General features: G+C 68.6%; 12 protein-coding genes. 4 read left to right on the plus strand and 8 right to left on the minus strand.

Annotated features, from left to right (window positions below; all coding sequences use genetic code 11):
* Positions 1 to 13: 13 nt before the first annotated feature.
* Together ACZZZB_RS08155 and ACZZZB_RS08160 are read right to left on the minus strand one after the other, a co-directional pair.
* Positions 14 to 184, minus strand: a complete 171-nt coding sequence (locus tag ACZZZB_RS08155; RefSeq protein ID WP_192004800.1) for a hypothetical protein — start codon at positions 182 to 184, stop codon at positions 14 to 16.
* 97 nt (positions 185 to 281) lie between these two features.
* Positions 282 to 1,001 carry a tyrosine-protein phosphatase gene (locus ACZZZB_RS08160; RefSeq protein ID WP_124768373.1) on the minus strand — a complete coding sequence of 240 codons (720 nt, stop codon included), beginning with the start codon at positions 999 to 1,001 and terminating at the stop codon, positions 282 to 284.
* Positions 1,002 to 1,086: 85 nt separating this feature from the next.
* Here ACZZZB_RS08160 and ACZZZB_RS08165 point away from each other — a divergent pair, with 85 nt between their 5' ends.
* Together ACZZZB_RS08165 and ACZZZB_RS08170 are read left to right on the plus strand one after the other, a co-directional pair.
* Positions 1,087 to 1,839, plus strand: a complete 753-nt coding sequence (locus tag ACZZZB_RS08165) for a GAF and ANTAR domain-containing protein (RefSeq protein ID WP_463529393.1) — start codon at positions 1,087 to 1,089, stop codon at positions 1,837 to 1,839.
* A gap of 121 nt (positions 1,840 to 1,960) precedes the next feature.
* Positions 1,961 to 2,539: a TerD family protein gene (locus tag ACZZZB_RS08170; protein WP_463529394.1), complete on the plus strand. Its 579-nt coding sequence runs from the start codon at positions 1,961 to 1,963 to the stop codon at positions 2,537 to 2,539.
* 30 nt (positions 2,540 to 2,569) lie between these two features.
* Here ACZZZB_RS08170 and ACZZZB_RS08175 read toward each other — a convergent pair whose 3' ends face one another.
* Entirely contained in the window at positions 2,570 to 4,075 is a 1,506-nt protein-coding gene (locus ACZZZB_RS08175; RefSeq protein ID WP_463529395.1) for a SulP family inorganic anion transporter, read from the minus strand.
* Between the two features lie 212 nt (positions 4,076 to 4,287).
* Between ACZZZB_RS08175 and ACZZZB_RS08180 the strand changes: the two genes are divergently transcribed.
* Positions 4,288 to 4,641: a MerR family transcriptional regulator gene (locus ACZZZB_RS08180; protein ID WP_463530550.1), complete on the plus strand. Its 354-nt coding sequence runs from the start codon at positions 4,288 to 4,290 to the stop codon at positions 4,639 to 4,641.
* A gap of 12 nt (positions 4,642 to 4,653) precedes the next feature.
* Here ACZZZB_RS08180 and ACZZZB_RS08185 read toward each other — a convergent pair whose 3' ends face one another.
* Entirely contained in the window at positions 4,654 to 5,148 is a 495-nt protein-coding gene (locus ACZZZB_RS08185; protein ID WP_463529396.1) for a MarR family winged helix-turn-helix transcriptional regulator, read from the minus strand.
* 91 nt (positions 5,149 to 5,239) lie between these two features.
* On the opposite strand from ACZZZB_RS08185, the gene ACZZZB_RS08190 reads away from it, so the two are divergent.
* Entirely contained in the window at positions 5,240 to 6,172 is a 933-nt protein-coding gene (locus ACZZZB_RS08190) for an NADP-dependent oxidoreductase (RefSeq protein WP_463529397.1), read from the plus strand.
* Positions 6,173 to 6,262: 90 nt separating this feature from the next.
* Here ACZZZB_RS08190 and ACZZZB_RS08195 read toward each other — a convergent pair whose 3' ends face one another.
* The 4 genes from ACZZZB_RS08195 to ACZZZB_RS08210 all read right to left on the minus strand — a co-directional run bounded on the left by ACZZZB_RS08195 (position 6,263) and on the right by ACZZZB_RS08210 (position 13,634).
* Positions 6,263 to 9,874, minus strand: a complete 3,612-nt coding sequence (locus ACZZZB_RS08195; RefSeq protein WP_463529398.1) for a family 43 glycosylhydrolase — start codon at positions 9,872 to 9,874, stop codon at positions 6,263 to 6,265.
* A 72-nt stretch (positions 9,875 to 9,946) separates the two neighbouring features.
* Positions 9,947 to 10,990, minus strand: a complete 1,044-nt coding sequence (locus ACZZZB_RS08200) for an ABC transporter permease (RefSeq protein WP_079704715.1) — start codon at positions 10,988 to 10,990, stop codon at positions 9,947 to 9,949.
* Positions 10,987 to 12,111, minus strand: coding sequence for an ABC transporter permease (locus tag ACZZZB_RS08205; protein WP_124768368.1), 1,125 nt, complete (start codon positions 12,109 to 12,111; stop codon positions 10,987 to 10,989). The genes ACZZZB_RS08200 and ACZZZB_RS08205 overlap by 4 nt, the downstream gene beginning before the upstream one ends.
* A complete protein-coding gene (locus ACZZZB_RS08210) occupies positions 12,108 to 13,634 on the minus strand; it encodes a sugar ABC transporter ATP-binding protein (RefSeq protein WP_079704714.1) in 1,527 nt (508 codons plus the stop codon). The genes ACZZZB_RS08205 and ACZZZB_RS08210 overlap by 4 nt, the downstream gene beginning before the upstream one ends.
* Between the last annotated feature and the right edge of the window lie 3 nt (positions 13,635 to 13,637).

The following is a 13,637-nucleotide window of genomic DNA, read 5'->3' on the forward strand; positions in this document are numbered from 1 at the left end:
CGGTGTGCCGGGCCTAGCGGCGGTTGTTCAGCGAGCGCTGCACCGCGCCGACCGCGATGGTGCCGACGATGAGGACGAGGCCGACGATCCCGAGCCAGAACAGGCCCTTCAGCACGAATCCGGCGATGGAGAGGGCCGCCCAGAGGACGAGGAGGACGACGATGACGACGGCGATCTTCTGCACGGGTGAAGTTCCTGTTCCGATGGTGAGGTGACTGACGGGAGCGGATGACGATCCGCTAGGACCGTAGCAGGACGGCATCCGAGCCGGCCTGGTGCCGTCACGGCAGGAGCAGACGACGCAAGCCGGTGCGAGTCTCGGCGTCGACCCACAGGGTGTCGAAGACGCCGTCCGCGTCGGCGACGAAAGCGTGGACGTGCGGCGTCACCTCCGCGAGGAAGGCGTCGACCTGTTCCGGCGTCCACGATGCCTGGCGATCGTGGGTCGGGCCGCCGTGAGGCGCCGTCCCCGCCATCGCGCGCACCGAGTCGGCGTAATCGTCGACGATCGCGTCCTCGGTGACGCCGGCATTGGCGAGGAGCAGCGCGCTGACCAGGCCGGTGCGGTCACGGCCTGCGGCGCAGTGGACCAGGACGCCGGGTTGGGATGAGGCGATCGCCTCGAGAGCGCCGCGGACCAGCTCCGGCAGGATACGCACGTTGTGTTGCCAGTACTCCGGTGAGTCGAGGATCGGGAGGCACACCTCGCGGAACTCCGCACGGGTCTGATCCTCGGTCGGCGCCAGGGTGATCGTGAGGTCCACCGGAGGACGGACGTCCGGGTCCGCCGCGCGTGCACCCGTCTCATCGGCGCTGCGGAGGTCGACGACGGACCGCAGGCCCCACGCCATCGCCGCGTCCCATCCCTCCGCGGTGAGCAGCTCGCGTCGGGGACCCCGCGCCACCATCCCGTGGCGTGTGGCGCCGGTGGACGACCAGGGTGTCGGCAAGCCGCCGAGGTCCCTGACGTTCCGCAGGCCGTCCCAGTCCAGATTCCGCATCCGCCAGAGCGTACCGGACCATGCGGATGGCCGTCCGCTCGGTTACCGTGGATCCGCTGATCAACAGATGAGGACGAACCCACCCATGGACCACACGCGCGAAGCACGGCTCGTCGAGACGTTCGTGACGCTCACGGACAGCCTCGTGGACGACTACGACGTCGTCGAGCTCCTACAGATCCTCGTCGATCGCGCGGTGGAGCTGTTCGACGCCGCGGCCGGGGCCATCCACCTCGCCGACCGCGACGGCGACCTCCGGGTCGTCGCCTCGACGAGCGAGCGCAGCAGCTTCTTCGGGCTCCTCCAGTTGAACGCGGGTGAGGGCCCGTGCATCGCCGCAGTCACCTCGGGCCACCTGGTGACGGTGGAGACGGCTGACGAGCTCCACACCTACTGGCCGAGGTTCGCGGAGGCCGCGAACGCGAGCGGGTACATCGGCGTCCATGCGATCCCGTTGCGCCTCCGCGACACCATCGTCGGGTCGCTGAACCTGTTCCGCGAGACCGAGGGGGCCCTCAACGGCGCCGACGCCCGCGCCGCCCAGGCCTTGGCCGATGTCGCGACGATCAGCCTCCTCCAGCAGCGGACGATCGAGGACGCCACGCTCGCCACCGCGCAGCTCCAGCGCGCGCTCGACGGCCGGGTCGCCATCGAACAGGCGAAGGGGTACCTGGCTCGGGCGGCGGGCGTCGACATGGACACGGCGTTCGGCATGATCCGGCAGTACGCCCGGTCCCGGCAGCGACGACTCGGCGATGTCGCGGCCGCGGTCGCACGCGAGGAGGTCCCGCTCGACGAGGTCGTGGCGACGGGCTCCCCCGACACCGACGACGCCTGATCGCCGCTGCCCACCCACGGTGGGATTCCGGATCGATGCGCCACAACCCACTCCAAACTCAGCCGGAACAAGGCAGGATGGAGGTTCGAACATCACCGAGCACTCTCGAAGGAACACACCCATGGCAGGCCTCAGCCTCTCCAAAGGCAACAACCTCTCGCTCACGAAGACCAGCCCCGGGCTGACCATCGCCACGGTCGGTCTCGGGTGGGACCCGCGCACCACCGTCGGCGTCGCGTTCGACCTCGACGCATCCGCCATCCTCGTCGCCGAGAACGGCAAGATCCGCAGCCCCGCGGACTTCATCTTCTACAACCAGATGTCGACGCCCGACGGCTCGGTCGTGCACCAGGGCGACAACCGCACCGGCGAGGGTGACGGCGACGACGAGCAGATCACGATCGACCTCCGCGCCGTGGAGCCCGACGTCTCTCGCATCGTCATCGCGGTCTCCATCCACGACGCCGACAACCGCCGCCAGAACTTCGGCCAGGTCCGCGACGCCTTCTGCCGGGTCCTCGACCAGGACCAGCAGGAGATCGTCCGCTACGACCTCACCGAGGACGCCTCGCAGGAGACGGCGATGCTCTTCGCGGAGATCTACCGCCACAACGGCGAGTGGAAGTTCCGCGCCGTCGGCCAGGGGTACACCACCGGTCTCGCCGGCATCGCGGGCGACTTCGGCGTCCCGCTCGACTGAGTCGGGACCAGGCACCCGCACGACCGGCGGTCAGTGACCGCCGGTCAGCTTGCCGGCCAGCCGGCTGTGGATCCGGGTGCTCGCGTCGTTCATCCCCTCGATGACGACCCGCTTCCCGCGACGCTCGTACTTCGTCGTGATCGCGTCAAGGGCGGCGACGGTCGACGCGTCCCAGACGTGCGACTGCGAGAGGTCGATGACGATCCGCTCCGGGTCGTCGGCGTAGGCGAACTGCGTCGTGAGGTCGTTACTGGACGCGAAGAACAGCTCTCCGGTGACGGTGTACCGGGCGGTGGGCGTCGCGGCGGACCGGTCGACCGTGCGTTCGACGGAGGCGAGGTGGGCGACCCGCCTCGCGAACACGACCATCGCGGCGATCACACCGACCACGACACCGATCGCGAGGTTGTGCGTCAGGACCACCACGACGACCGTGGCCACCATGACGACCGTCTCGCCGAGGGGCATGGCGCGCAGGGTCCTCGGGTTGATGCTGTGCCAGTCGAAGGTCGCGACGGACACCATGACCATCACCGCGACGAGGGCGGCCATGGGGATCACCGCGACCACATCGCCCAGCGCGACGACCAGGACCAGCAGGAACACCCCGGCGAGGAAGGTCGAGATCCGCGTCCGCGCGCCAGAGGCCTTCACGTTGATCATGGTCTGGCCGATCATCGCGCAGCCACCCATGCCGCCGAAGCACCCGGAGAGCACGTTCGCGATCCCCTGGCCCAGCGACTCGCGGGTCTTGCCCGACGGGGTGTCGGTGACGTCGTCGACCAGCTTGGCCGTCATGAGCGATTCGAGGAGCCCGACCAACGCCATCGCGGCGGCGTACGGGGCGATGATCGTGAACGTCTCCAGCGTGAACGGCACGTTCGGGATGAACAGGGTCGGCAGGCTGCGCGGCAGTTCGCCCTGGTCGCCGACGGTCGGCACGTTCAGTCCGGTGACCACGGTCGCCGCGGTGATGAGCACGATCGCGACGAGCGGGGCCGGTACGACACTCGTGAGGCGGGGCATGACGACCATGACCACGATGCCGACCGCGACGAGCGGGTACACGAGCCACGGCACGCCGATGAGGTTCGGCAGCTGAGCGGTGAAGATCAGGATCGCCAGGGCGTTGACGAACCCGACCATGACGCTGCGCGGGATGAAGCGCATGAGCTTCGCGACGCCGAGGAGACCGAGGACCACCTGGAAGACACCGCCGAGGATGACCGTGGCGATGAAGTAGTCGAGGCCGTGTTCGCGGGCGACCGGGGCGATGACCAGGGCGATCGCTCCCGTGGCCGCCGTGATCATCGCCGGGCGGCCGCCGAGGAAGGCGATCGCCACGGCCATGACGAACGAGGAGAACAGCCCGACCTGCGGATCGACACCCGCGATGATCGAGAAGGAGATCGCCTCCGGGATGAGCGCCATGGCGACGACGAGGCCCGCCAGCACCTCTCTGGTGAGGATGCGGGGGCTGCGGAGGGCGGAGAGGACGGTGGCGTCCGGTGCGGCGGATGTGAGGCCAGTGGCCATGAGTGCTCCTGTCGGAGTCGGGGTCCTCAGCGCGAGGACCGGATGGGAATGTCTGGGTCCGGCGCTGCGGTGCGCACGCCACCGACCGCGCGGGGGCCTCACGCGCGGGAGAATGGTGGGGAGATGCGGCCCGACCGGCCGTCAGCGATGACTCTACCCTAACGTAAGGGTTGATTTGAAGTGAGGCGACCGTGACGAGCGAACCGACCACCATGCACATCGGCGAACTCGCCGAGCGCACCGGACTCTCGCTCCGCACGCTGCGGCACTACGACGACGTCGGTCTGGTCTCGGCCTCCGCGCGCACCGAGGGCGGATTCCGCTTGTACACGCAGGACGACTACGACCGCCTCATCCTCATCCGGCGCATGAAACCGCTCGGCTTCTCGCTTGAGGAGATGGCCGAGCTCCTCCGGGTGATCGACGCCATGGACACCGCACCCGACGACGACACCCGCACGATCCTCGACGACTTCATCACCGACGCGGCCGAGCGCCGCGCCAAGCTACAACAGCAGCTCGCGATGGCGGACGAGTTCGTGTCACTCCTCGAAGCCCGCCGCTGACCGCGACCCCGCTCACGCCTTCCGGCGACGTCCTGCCGAGCGCGGCGGAGCTGCCCGGAGGTGCTCGCTGACCCGACCGAGGATGCGGGCGAGCTCGCTGACATCGTCGCCGTCGAGCGGCGCGAAGAGCAGATCCCTGACGGCCTGGATATGGCCGGGGAACACTGTGGCGAGCACGTCCCGGCCGGCCGTCGTGATCGCCACGACCGTGCTGCGCTCGTCGTCCGGTGACGGCGAGCGCGTGATGAGCCCCCGCTGCTCGAGCAACTGCGCCTGATAGGTGAGGCCACTGCGGCTGTAGACCACGCCGTCGGCGAGATCCGTCATGCGCTGGAGACCCTCCGGCGCATCACCGAGGCGCGCCAGCAACTGGAACTGGACGTAGCTCAACTCCCCCGCCTCGCGAAGCTGCTGCTCGACCGCCGGACGCAGGAGGCTGCTCACCTCGGTGAACGCGAAGTACGCGCCGAGCTCGGTCGGGGTGAGGGATGCAGGAGTGTCGGCCATAAATTCATTCTAGGTGTTGCTTCGAGTTCGAAGCAGTGTTATCGTCATGCCAGTTGCTTCAAATTCGAAGCACTTGACGAAGGAGAGCATCATGCAGGCAGTCCAGTTCCACGAGGTCGGCGGACCCGAGGTCCTCCACTACGGCGACATCGAGCAGCCGATTCCAGCCGCGGGGCAGGTGCGCATTCGCGTCGCCGCGTCGGCGTTCAACGCGGCCGACAACGGCATGCGGGCCGGCTTCCTGCCGATCCCGGTCCAGCTCCCCCACGTCCCCGGCTACGACGTGTCGGGCACGGTCGACGCGCTCGGCGAGGGCGTCGAGGGACTCGCCGTCGGCGACGCCGTGATCGGCTTCCTCCCGATGGAGCTCGACGGCGGCGCGGCCGAGTACGTCGTCGCACCGGCGGAGGCCCTCGTCGCAGCACCGACGACCATCCCGCTCGCGGACGCCGCCGCCCTCCCCTCGGTCGCCCTGACCGCCTGGCAGGCGCTGTTCGACGACGGCGGTCTCGAGTCGGGTCAGCGCGTCCTGATCGTCGGCGCCGGCGGGGTCGTCGGCAAGTACGCGATCCAACTCGCCAAGCGCGCCGGGGTGCACGTCATCGCGACGGCCAGCCCGCGGAGTGAGACGGCCGTGCGGGCCGCCGGAGCGGACGAGGTGGTGGACCACACAGCCGCCGACCTGCTCGACGAGGTCTCCGAGCCGGTCGACGTCCTCCTCAACCTCGCGCCGATCGATCCGGAGCAGTTCGAGGCGCTCGTCGGACTCGTGCGCGACGGCGGCGTGGTCGTCAGCACCACGGCGTGGATGCCGACACCCGGGGACGAGTCACGAGGCGTCCGCTCGGCGACCGTCTTCGTCCTGCGGAACCGCGACCGCCTGTCCACCCTCGTGTCGCTCGTCGACGAGGGATCGCTGACGGTCGAGGTGACGCGCCGGATCCCGCTCGCCGAACTGCCCGCGCTCCACGCCGAAGCCGCTGCCGGCCGGATCGCCGGCAAGGTGATCGTCCTGCCGGCATGATCCGCCCGGTTCGTTGCGACAGAACTGCAACGATCCCGCCCGAGGTGACGATGGTCACCTCGGACGGGATCGATGCTGTATCGGCGCGGGCTACGACGCGATGCGTCGGCGACGGACGACCAGCCACGCGCCGGCTGCGAGGAGCAGCCCGGCCAGGCCGACGAATCCGACGACCGAGACACCGGTGGTCGACAGCGCCCCAGGACCGGAGCCCGCAGCGCCGGGAGCCGCGGCATCCGCGGCCAGGACGGTCAGCGCCGCCTCGGCCGTGATGCCGGAGTCCGCGCCCAGCGCCTGCAGGGTGTGTGCACCCGGCACCACCGAAGCGGGCACCGTGAGCGTCGCCACGAACGCACCTGAAGCGTCCGCGACGACGGTCCCGAGGTCGGTCGGGGTGGAGAACAGCGTGAACCGCACCTGCTCCCCCGCGGCGAAGCCGGACCCGGACACCGAGATCGACTCACCCACCCGCACCGACGGCTGGTCGATCGTCAGCGTGCCCTCGGCACCGGGCACCGCGATCCGCTGTGGACCGACGCTCTCGAGGGTCGGGACGACCGGGTTCATGAGGCCCGTCTCCGGGTCGAACGTCAGCCGGTCGATCGTCGTCTCGCGGTGCTGGCCGTCACCACCCGGGATGGCGAACCGGTGGTAGACGATGTACCAGTCGTCGGTGCCCGGCACGTTGAGGATCGAGCTGTGACCGGTGGCGAGGATGCCGAGTTCGGGCTGCTTCTGCAGGATCACACCGCGGTACGTCCACGGGCCGTCCACACTCGTCGCCGTCGCGTACCCGACCCGGTAGTTCTCCGAACCGGTGTCGTCGATCGAGTACGTCAGGTGGTAGATCCCGTCCCGGTAGTTGACAAAGGCCCCCTCTCGGAAGTCGGTCAGGCCGTCGATGCGCTTGAGCGTGTCGGCCTTGATCGACAGCATGTCGTCCGACAGCTCGGCGTACACCGGCGAGCCGTTGCCCCAGAACAGGTAGCTCTTCCCCGTCACCGGGTCGGTGAACGTGGCCGGGTCGATCGCCTGTCCCGAGGTCACCGCTTCGTCGTTGAGGATCATCGCGTTCGGCTGAGCCGCGAACGGACCGGCCGGGCTGTCCGCGACGGCGACACCGATGGTCTTCCGGTCGACCGAGGGGTTGTGGCCGCTGAAGTAGAAGAAGAACTTCCCGTCCTTCTCCCCGATCGTCGGCGCCCAGGCGTTGCCGGTCGCCCACGGCACGTTCCCGTTCGCGCCGTCGAGCGTGAGGATCGGCTCCGCCGAACGCTCCCAGTCGACGAGGTCTTTCGACGACCAGACGAAGAACTCCTTGCCACCCCAACCGGCGAAGCCGTCGGTGGTCGCATAGATGTAGTAAGTGTCGCCCCAGACGAAGACGTTCGGGTCGGCATAGAGACCGGCGATGACCGGGCTCTTCATCTCGACGGCCCGCATCGTCCACGTCACGGCCTCACCCGAGGTCGGCGTCAACGTCACGGTCACCGGGCTGCTGAGGTCGACGGCGGTCCCCGAGGCGGGGCTCGCCGTGACACCGGCCGCGGTCGTGAAGGTCGGGCTCAAGGCGGTGCGGTCCGTCCCGGGCTGTACCGGGAAGACGACCTCGTGGCGGTCGTTGTCCACGATCGGGGCGGTCTTCAGCACGTCCTCCTCGAGGCCGATGTCGGTCAGCGCAGCGGTGTTCCCGGAGCCGGCGAGCACCTCGTCCGCCGAGAGCGCGCGGTTGTAGATCGCGAACTCGCGGAACGCTCCCTTCAGGCGGTTGTCGGCATCATAGTTCGAACGGCCCAGGTAATTGGCGCTCGTCCATCCGCCGCCGATGTCGCCCGGATCGGACGTCACGGTCCCGGTCCCGACGGCGATGCCGTCGAGGTAGATCGTGGCCGTGGTGCCCTGCAACGTGTACGTCAGCTTCGCCCAACGACCCCGCGTCAGGTCCTTGCCCTGCGACACCGTCTGCTCCGTGCTCCAGTTGCCGGTCGCGAGGCTCGTCCGATACGCGTTGCCGGTGCTGAAGAGGTAGCCGTCGCCGGCGCCACCGGTGGTGTTGCCGAGCCCGTAGATGAAGTACGGGTTGGCCTGTGTCGGGTCGATCCAGACCTCCGCCTCCACCGTGACGTCGGTCACGCCGGCGAGCAGGTTGTCCGGCAGCTTGACGTAGTCGTCGCCGCCGTCCAGCTGCAGCGCGCCGTCGGAGAAGCTCGCACCGCCCTCGACCGCAGCGTCGAGGCCGTTGCCGGACACGTCGTTGAGCGTCGAGCCTGCGGACCCGGCGAAGTCGTACCGGACGATCTCGCCGTCCTCGTTCGCGGGCACCGGCTCGGGTGCTCCGCCGAGGCTGTCCTCGAGCAGCTGCAGCTCTGCGGCCGTGACCGGGAGCACGGTACCGTGGCGCGGGCTCGCGGGCAGGTCGTAGTCCTTCGCGACCTGCCAGTCCGGGTTCGCGATGTCCTCGGTCTCGAGCGGGATGTAGCCGCGTCCGCCGTACTCGTCGACGAAGAGGTAGAACTTGTCACCGTTGACGTCGCCCGGGTTGGCGGCGAACGCCGTCGGCCCCTCGACCGCGCTGGTGCCGGCATCGCGACCGATGCAGGTGTCGAGCACCGTCCAGGACGCGAGCGTGGCCCGCAGGTCCGTCGAGGACTCCTGGATGATGTCGGCGCACCCGGTGCCACCGGCACCCTCGTCCTTGGTGAAGCGGTAGTAGGTGTCGCTCGACTTGATCACCGTCGAGTCGATCCGCGAGACACCCTGGTCCTGCCAGACCTGCGGCTCGCTGAACGTCGTGAAGTCGCGGGTGGTCGCGTACATCATGCGGTGGTAGCTGTTCCCGGTGTGGTCCGGGTCGTCGGCGCCGTAGAGCGACGAAGCCCAGAAGACCACGTACGCGCCGATGGTGTCGTCGTAGTACGCCTCAGGCGCCCAGGTGTTGCCGGCGTTCTCCGGTGCGACCTCGATGTGCCGCTGGTCGGACCAGGTCACGAGGTCGTGTGACTCCCACACCTCGAGGTAGTGGCTGCCCTTCCGGACCGAGTCACCCCAGGACGTGCCACTGCCGATCGAGAGGTCGGTGGCGATGAGGTAGAAGGTGTCGCCCTCGGGAGAGCGGATGAGGAACGGGTCGCGCAGCCCCTTCGTCCCCTCGTCCGAGGTGAGGACCGGGCGTCCGGCGTTGAGTTCGTTCCAGTCGAGCGCGTTGTTGCCCTCACTGGCGGCGAAGTAGATGTTCTCGCCGGCGAGCGAGTTGCCGGTGAAGTAGGCGAACGCATAGCCCTCGTAGTCGGGGGCCGCGATCGCGGCGCGAACGGTCGCCGTGAACTCGCGCGTCGCGGTCGCCTCGCCCTGGCTCAGCGTGGCGGTCAGGGTGACGGTGGTGTCCGTGGCGGGCCGCGTCACGACACCGTCGGTGGTGATCACGGTGGTGTCCGACGACGCCCAGGCGATGTCGATCCCCTCGGGGGCTCCCGGCAGGGTCAGATTGCCGCGCACGTCGTCGACGTTCGCGATCGAGAGCGCCGCCGCGGCGGCGTCCAGATCCTCCTGCGCCGTGGGGGCGGCTCGGAAGCCGGACTGGGAGGTCGCTGCCGGGGCGGTCCCCGGCGACACCGCTGCGGCAGCGCCGGAGGCACCGACGAGCGGCAGGATCAGGGCCGCGATGGAGGTCGCGACGACCGTTTTGAGGCGCAGTTGTCTCATGGGGGTTGGTTCTCCTGGTTCGGCGTCGTTGTCGAGCGGGATGGAACGGGTGGTGCTGCGGGGGGGCGGGCGTCAGGTCTTGCGTTTGCGCGAGACCACGAGTCGCTGGAGGAGGACGAAGACGAGCAGGATGCCACCGGTGATGATGGTCGTCGCCTCCGGCGGGATGCTGCCGTCGCGGGTGATGAGCACGTTCATGAGGCCGAGGACGAGCGCACCGACGACGGAGCCGAGGACGAAGCCGGCGCCTCCGGTCAGCAGCGTGCCGCCGATGATGACCGCGGCGATGGCGTCGAGCTCCCAGCCGACGCCCGTGATGTTCTGGGCGATGCCGAGCTTCGAGGTGTAGACGACGGCCGCGAGACCGGCCAGCGTGCCGCTGATCACGTAGACCATGAGCTTCGTGCGGACGACCGGCAGCCCCATGAGCAGCGCCGACTGCTCCGAGCCGCCGATCGCGTAGACGGTCCGGCCGAGGCGGGTCTTGTGGAGCACCACGAACGCCGCGGCGACGACGAGCAGGGCGATCAGGACGTTCGGGGTGGTGATGAGGTCGTTGATCTTCGGGCCGTCGATCACCTTCCACTCGGTGGACAGCGAACGGATCGGCGAGTCGTCGGCGAGACGCTCCGGGGTGGTGCTGAGCATCGACGCGAGACCGCGCCCGAGGAACATCATCGCGAGGGTGGCGATGAACGGTTGCACGTTGAAGTACTGCACGAGCACGCCCGAGAAGACGCCGAACGCGGAGCCGATGAGGATCATGATCACCATGACCGCGATCGGGTTCCAGCCCGAGTTCGCGAGCATCACCCCGATCAGACTGCTGATGGCGATGATCGCACCGACGGAGAGGTCCACGCCGCCCGTGAGGATCACGAAGGTGAGCCCGACGGCGAGGATGATCAGGTAGGCGTTGTTGATGAGCAGGTTCGAGATCGTGCTGGCCTGGACGATCCGTCCGTAGGCGATCTCGCCGTAGACGACCATGCCGATGAAGATGACGACGGCCGCCAGGGTGGGCAGGGTCTCGAGGTTGGGCGTCAGCCGGGACAGCAGCGAGCGCCGCGGGAGCACCGGAGCGTCGGGCGCCGGTCGGTCGGTGAGGGTGCTCATGCTGACACCGTTTCCTTTCGCGTGGGGACCGACGCCGTGGGCGTCGTCCGGGACTTCCGCCGGGCGAACAGGGCTCTCACGCGCTGTGACTGGAGGAGGCAGATGATCACGATCACGACGGCCTTGAACGCCGGCGTCGCCGAGGAGGGGATGGAGAGGAACACGATCGTCTTGTCGAGGGTCGCGATGAGGAGCGCGCCGATCACGCTGCCGGTGAGGGAGAACTTGCCGCCGGCGAGCGAGGTGCCACCGATGACGACCGCGAGGATGGCGTCCATCTCCGCGTTCAACCCGGTCTTCGCCACCTCGACCGTCATGACGCTGGCGGTGCTGAAGATCCCGGCGACACCCGCGAGGACGGCGCTCACGATGTAGACGGCGATGAGGATGCCGATGGGGCGGATACCCGCCATCCGGGCGGCGCGCGGGTTGATACCGATGGACTCGATCATCAGGCCGAGCGCGGTGCGCCGGACGAGGAAGGCGACGATCGCGACGATGACACCGGCGATGATGAAGACGACGGGGAATCCGAACACGGTGCCGTTGGCGAGCCAGCGGAAGGGCTCGTTCGTGGCGGAGGTGTTCTGCCCCGAGGTGATGACCTTCGCGAGGCCGCGGCCGGCGAGCATCGTGATCAGCGTGGTGATGAACGGCTGTAGGCCGACGATCGAGACGAGCACTCCGTTGACGGTGCCGAGGAAGGCGCTCACGGCGAGCGCCAGCAGCGCTGCGACGATGGCCGAACCGGCGTCGCCGCCGCTCTGGTTGCTCATGAACTCCATCGACACGGCGCCGGAGACGGCCATGACGGAACCGACCGAGAGGTCGATGCCGCGGGTGGCGATCACGAGCGTCATCCCGACCGCGATCATCATGATCGGGGCGCTCGCACGCAGGATGTCGATGGGGTTGCCCGACAGGTTGCCGGTCGTGCCGTTGACGGAGACGCCGAGGTAGCCGGGGTCCTTGACGAGGTTGATGATGAGGAGGAGCAGCAACGTCACGATCGCCCAGATGTAGGGCTGGTGGACGATGGTGCTGACGACGCCGCGGGCTGAGCCCTGGCCGCCGCGTGCGGAGGAACCGGAACGGGCCGGCCCCTGACTGGTGGCGCTCACGTGGCGCTCCCTTCGGTGGCGATCAGGTCGACTATGGTGTCTGCGGTGACTTCGGGTCCGTTGACGATCTCGCCGATCTTACGGTGGTCCTTCAGCACGACGATCCGCTCGCTCAAACGCACGACCTCCTCGAGCTCGGAGGAGATGAACACGACGGACATCCCGTCCTCGGCGAGCGCGGCGATCGCCTCCTGGATCTCGGCCTTGGCGCCGACGTCGATGCCGCGGGTCGGCTCGTCGAGCACGATGAGCTGCGGCTTCGTCGCCAACCATCGGCCGAGGAGCACCTTCTGCTGGTTACCACCGGAGAGGTTCTTGATGGGTCGTTCCGGGTCGGAGGGGCGGACGTTGAGTTCGAGCAGGTACTTGTCGCAGAGCTCGTTCTGCTCGCGGCGGGAGAGCGGGCGCGCCCAGCCCCTGCGGGCCTGGACGGCGAGGATGAGGTTCTCCCGTACGGTCAGGTCGCCGATGATGCCTTCGTCGCGTCGGTTCTCCGTGGAGAAGGCGATCTGCTTCGACAGGCCGGCCATGGGCGTGTGGACCTCGGCGGTCGTGCCGTCGATCGTGACCGTGCCGGAGTCGGGACGGTCGGCACCGTAGATGAGCCGACCCAGCTCGGTGCGGCCCGACCCGAGGAGCCCCGCGAGACCGACGACCTCGCCGGCGTGGACCTCGATGTCGACGGGGTCGATCGAGCCCTTCCGCCCGAGGTCCTTGGCGCTGTAGAACGCCGGGGTGTCGGCTGTGGCGGTCCGGCCGCGGTTGGAACCCAGGGCGGCGAGCGCGCCGTAGTCCTTGCCGATCATCTTGGAGATGAGCTCGGTGCGGTTGAGGTCGGCGGTGCGGTACTCCCCGACGAACTCACCGTTGCGGAGCACCGTGAGTCGGTCGCTGATCGCGTAGACCTGGTCGAGGAAGTGGGAGACGAAGAGGATCGCGACGCCCTGGTCGCGCAGTCGGCGCATGACCTGGAAGAGGCCCTCCACCTCGTTGGCGTCGAGGCTGGAGGTCGGCTCGTCGAGGATGAGCACCTTCGACTTGGTGACCATGGCCCGGCTGATCGCGACGAGCTGTTGCAGCGCGAGCGAGATGCTCGAGAGCGGCTGCTTGGGGTCGATGTGCCCGAGGCCGAGCCCGACGAGCGCTTCGTGTGCAGCTTCGTGGGTGCGGCGCCAGTTGATGCCGAAGGGACCGCGGACCTCGTGGCCGAGCATCACGTTCTCGCCGACGGTGAGGTTGTCGCAGAGGTTCACTTCTTGATAGACGGTCGAGATGCCGGCGCTCTGCGCGTCCGCCGTTCCGGAGAAGGAACGGGGGCCTCCGGCGACCAGGATCGTACCGGAGTCGATCTTGTACACACCGGTGAGCGCCTTGATGAGCGTCGACTTGCCGGCGCCGTTCTCGCCCATGAGCGTGTGGACCTCGCCGGGGAAGAGACGGAAGTCCACGTCTTGCAGGGCTTTGACGCCTGGGAACTCGATGGAGATGTGCTGCATCTCGACGATCGGCTCGGTGATTGCCATGTC

Source organism: Plantibacter sp. AC185, assembly GCF_979258065.1.

What these genes read in the sequence shown, in the direction of transcription:
- ACZZZB_RS08170 (WP_463529394.1), top strand. Translation starts at nt 1,961, where the DNA reads ATGGCAGGCCTCAGCCTCTCCAAAGGCAACAACCTCTCGCTCACGAAG.
- ACZZZB_RS08190 (WP_463529397.1), top strand. Translation starts at nt 5,240, where the DNA reads ATGCAGGCAGTCCAGTTCCACGAGGTCGGCGGACCCGAGGTCCTCCAC.
- ACZZZB_RS08210 (WP_079704714.1), bottom strand. Translation starts at nt 13,634, where the DNA reads ATGGCAATCACCGAGCCGATCGTCGAGATGCAGCACATCTCCATCGAG.
- ACZZZB_RS08195 (WP_463529398.1), bottom strand. Translation starts at nt 9,874, where the DNA reads ATGAGACAACTGCGCCTCAAAACGGTCGTCGCGACCTCCATCGCGGCC.
- ACZZZB_RS08185 (WP_463529396.1), bottom strand. Translation starts at nt 5,148, where the DNA reads ATGGCCGACACTCCTGCATCCCTCACCCCGACCGAGCTCGGCGCGTAC.
- ACZZZB_RS08200 (WP_079704715.1), bottom strand. Translation starts at nt 10,990, where the DNA reads ATGAGCACCCTCACCGACCGACCGGCGCCCGACGCTCCGGTGCTCCCG.
- ACZZZB_RS08165 (WP_463529393.1), top strand. Translation starts at nt 1,087, where the DNA reads ATGGACCACACGCGCGAAGCACGGCTCGTCGAGACGTTCGTGACGCTC.
- ACZZZB_RS08180 (WP_463530550.1), top strand. Translation starts at nt 4,288, where the DNA reads ATGCACATCGGCGAACTCGCCGAGCGCACCGGACTCTCGCTCCGCACG.
- ACZZZB_RS08175 (WP_463529395.1), bottom strand. Translation starts at nt 4,075, where the DNA reads ATGGCCACTGGCCTCACATCCGCCGCACCGGACGCCACCGTCCTCTCC.
- ACZZZB_RS08160 (WP_124768373.1), bottom strand. Translation starts at nt 1,001, where the DNA reads ATGCGGAATCTGGACTGGGACGGCCTGCGGAACGTCAGGGACCTCGGC.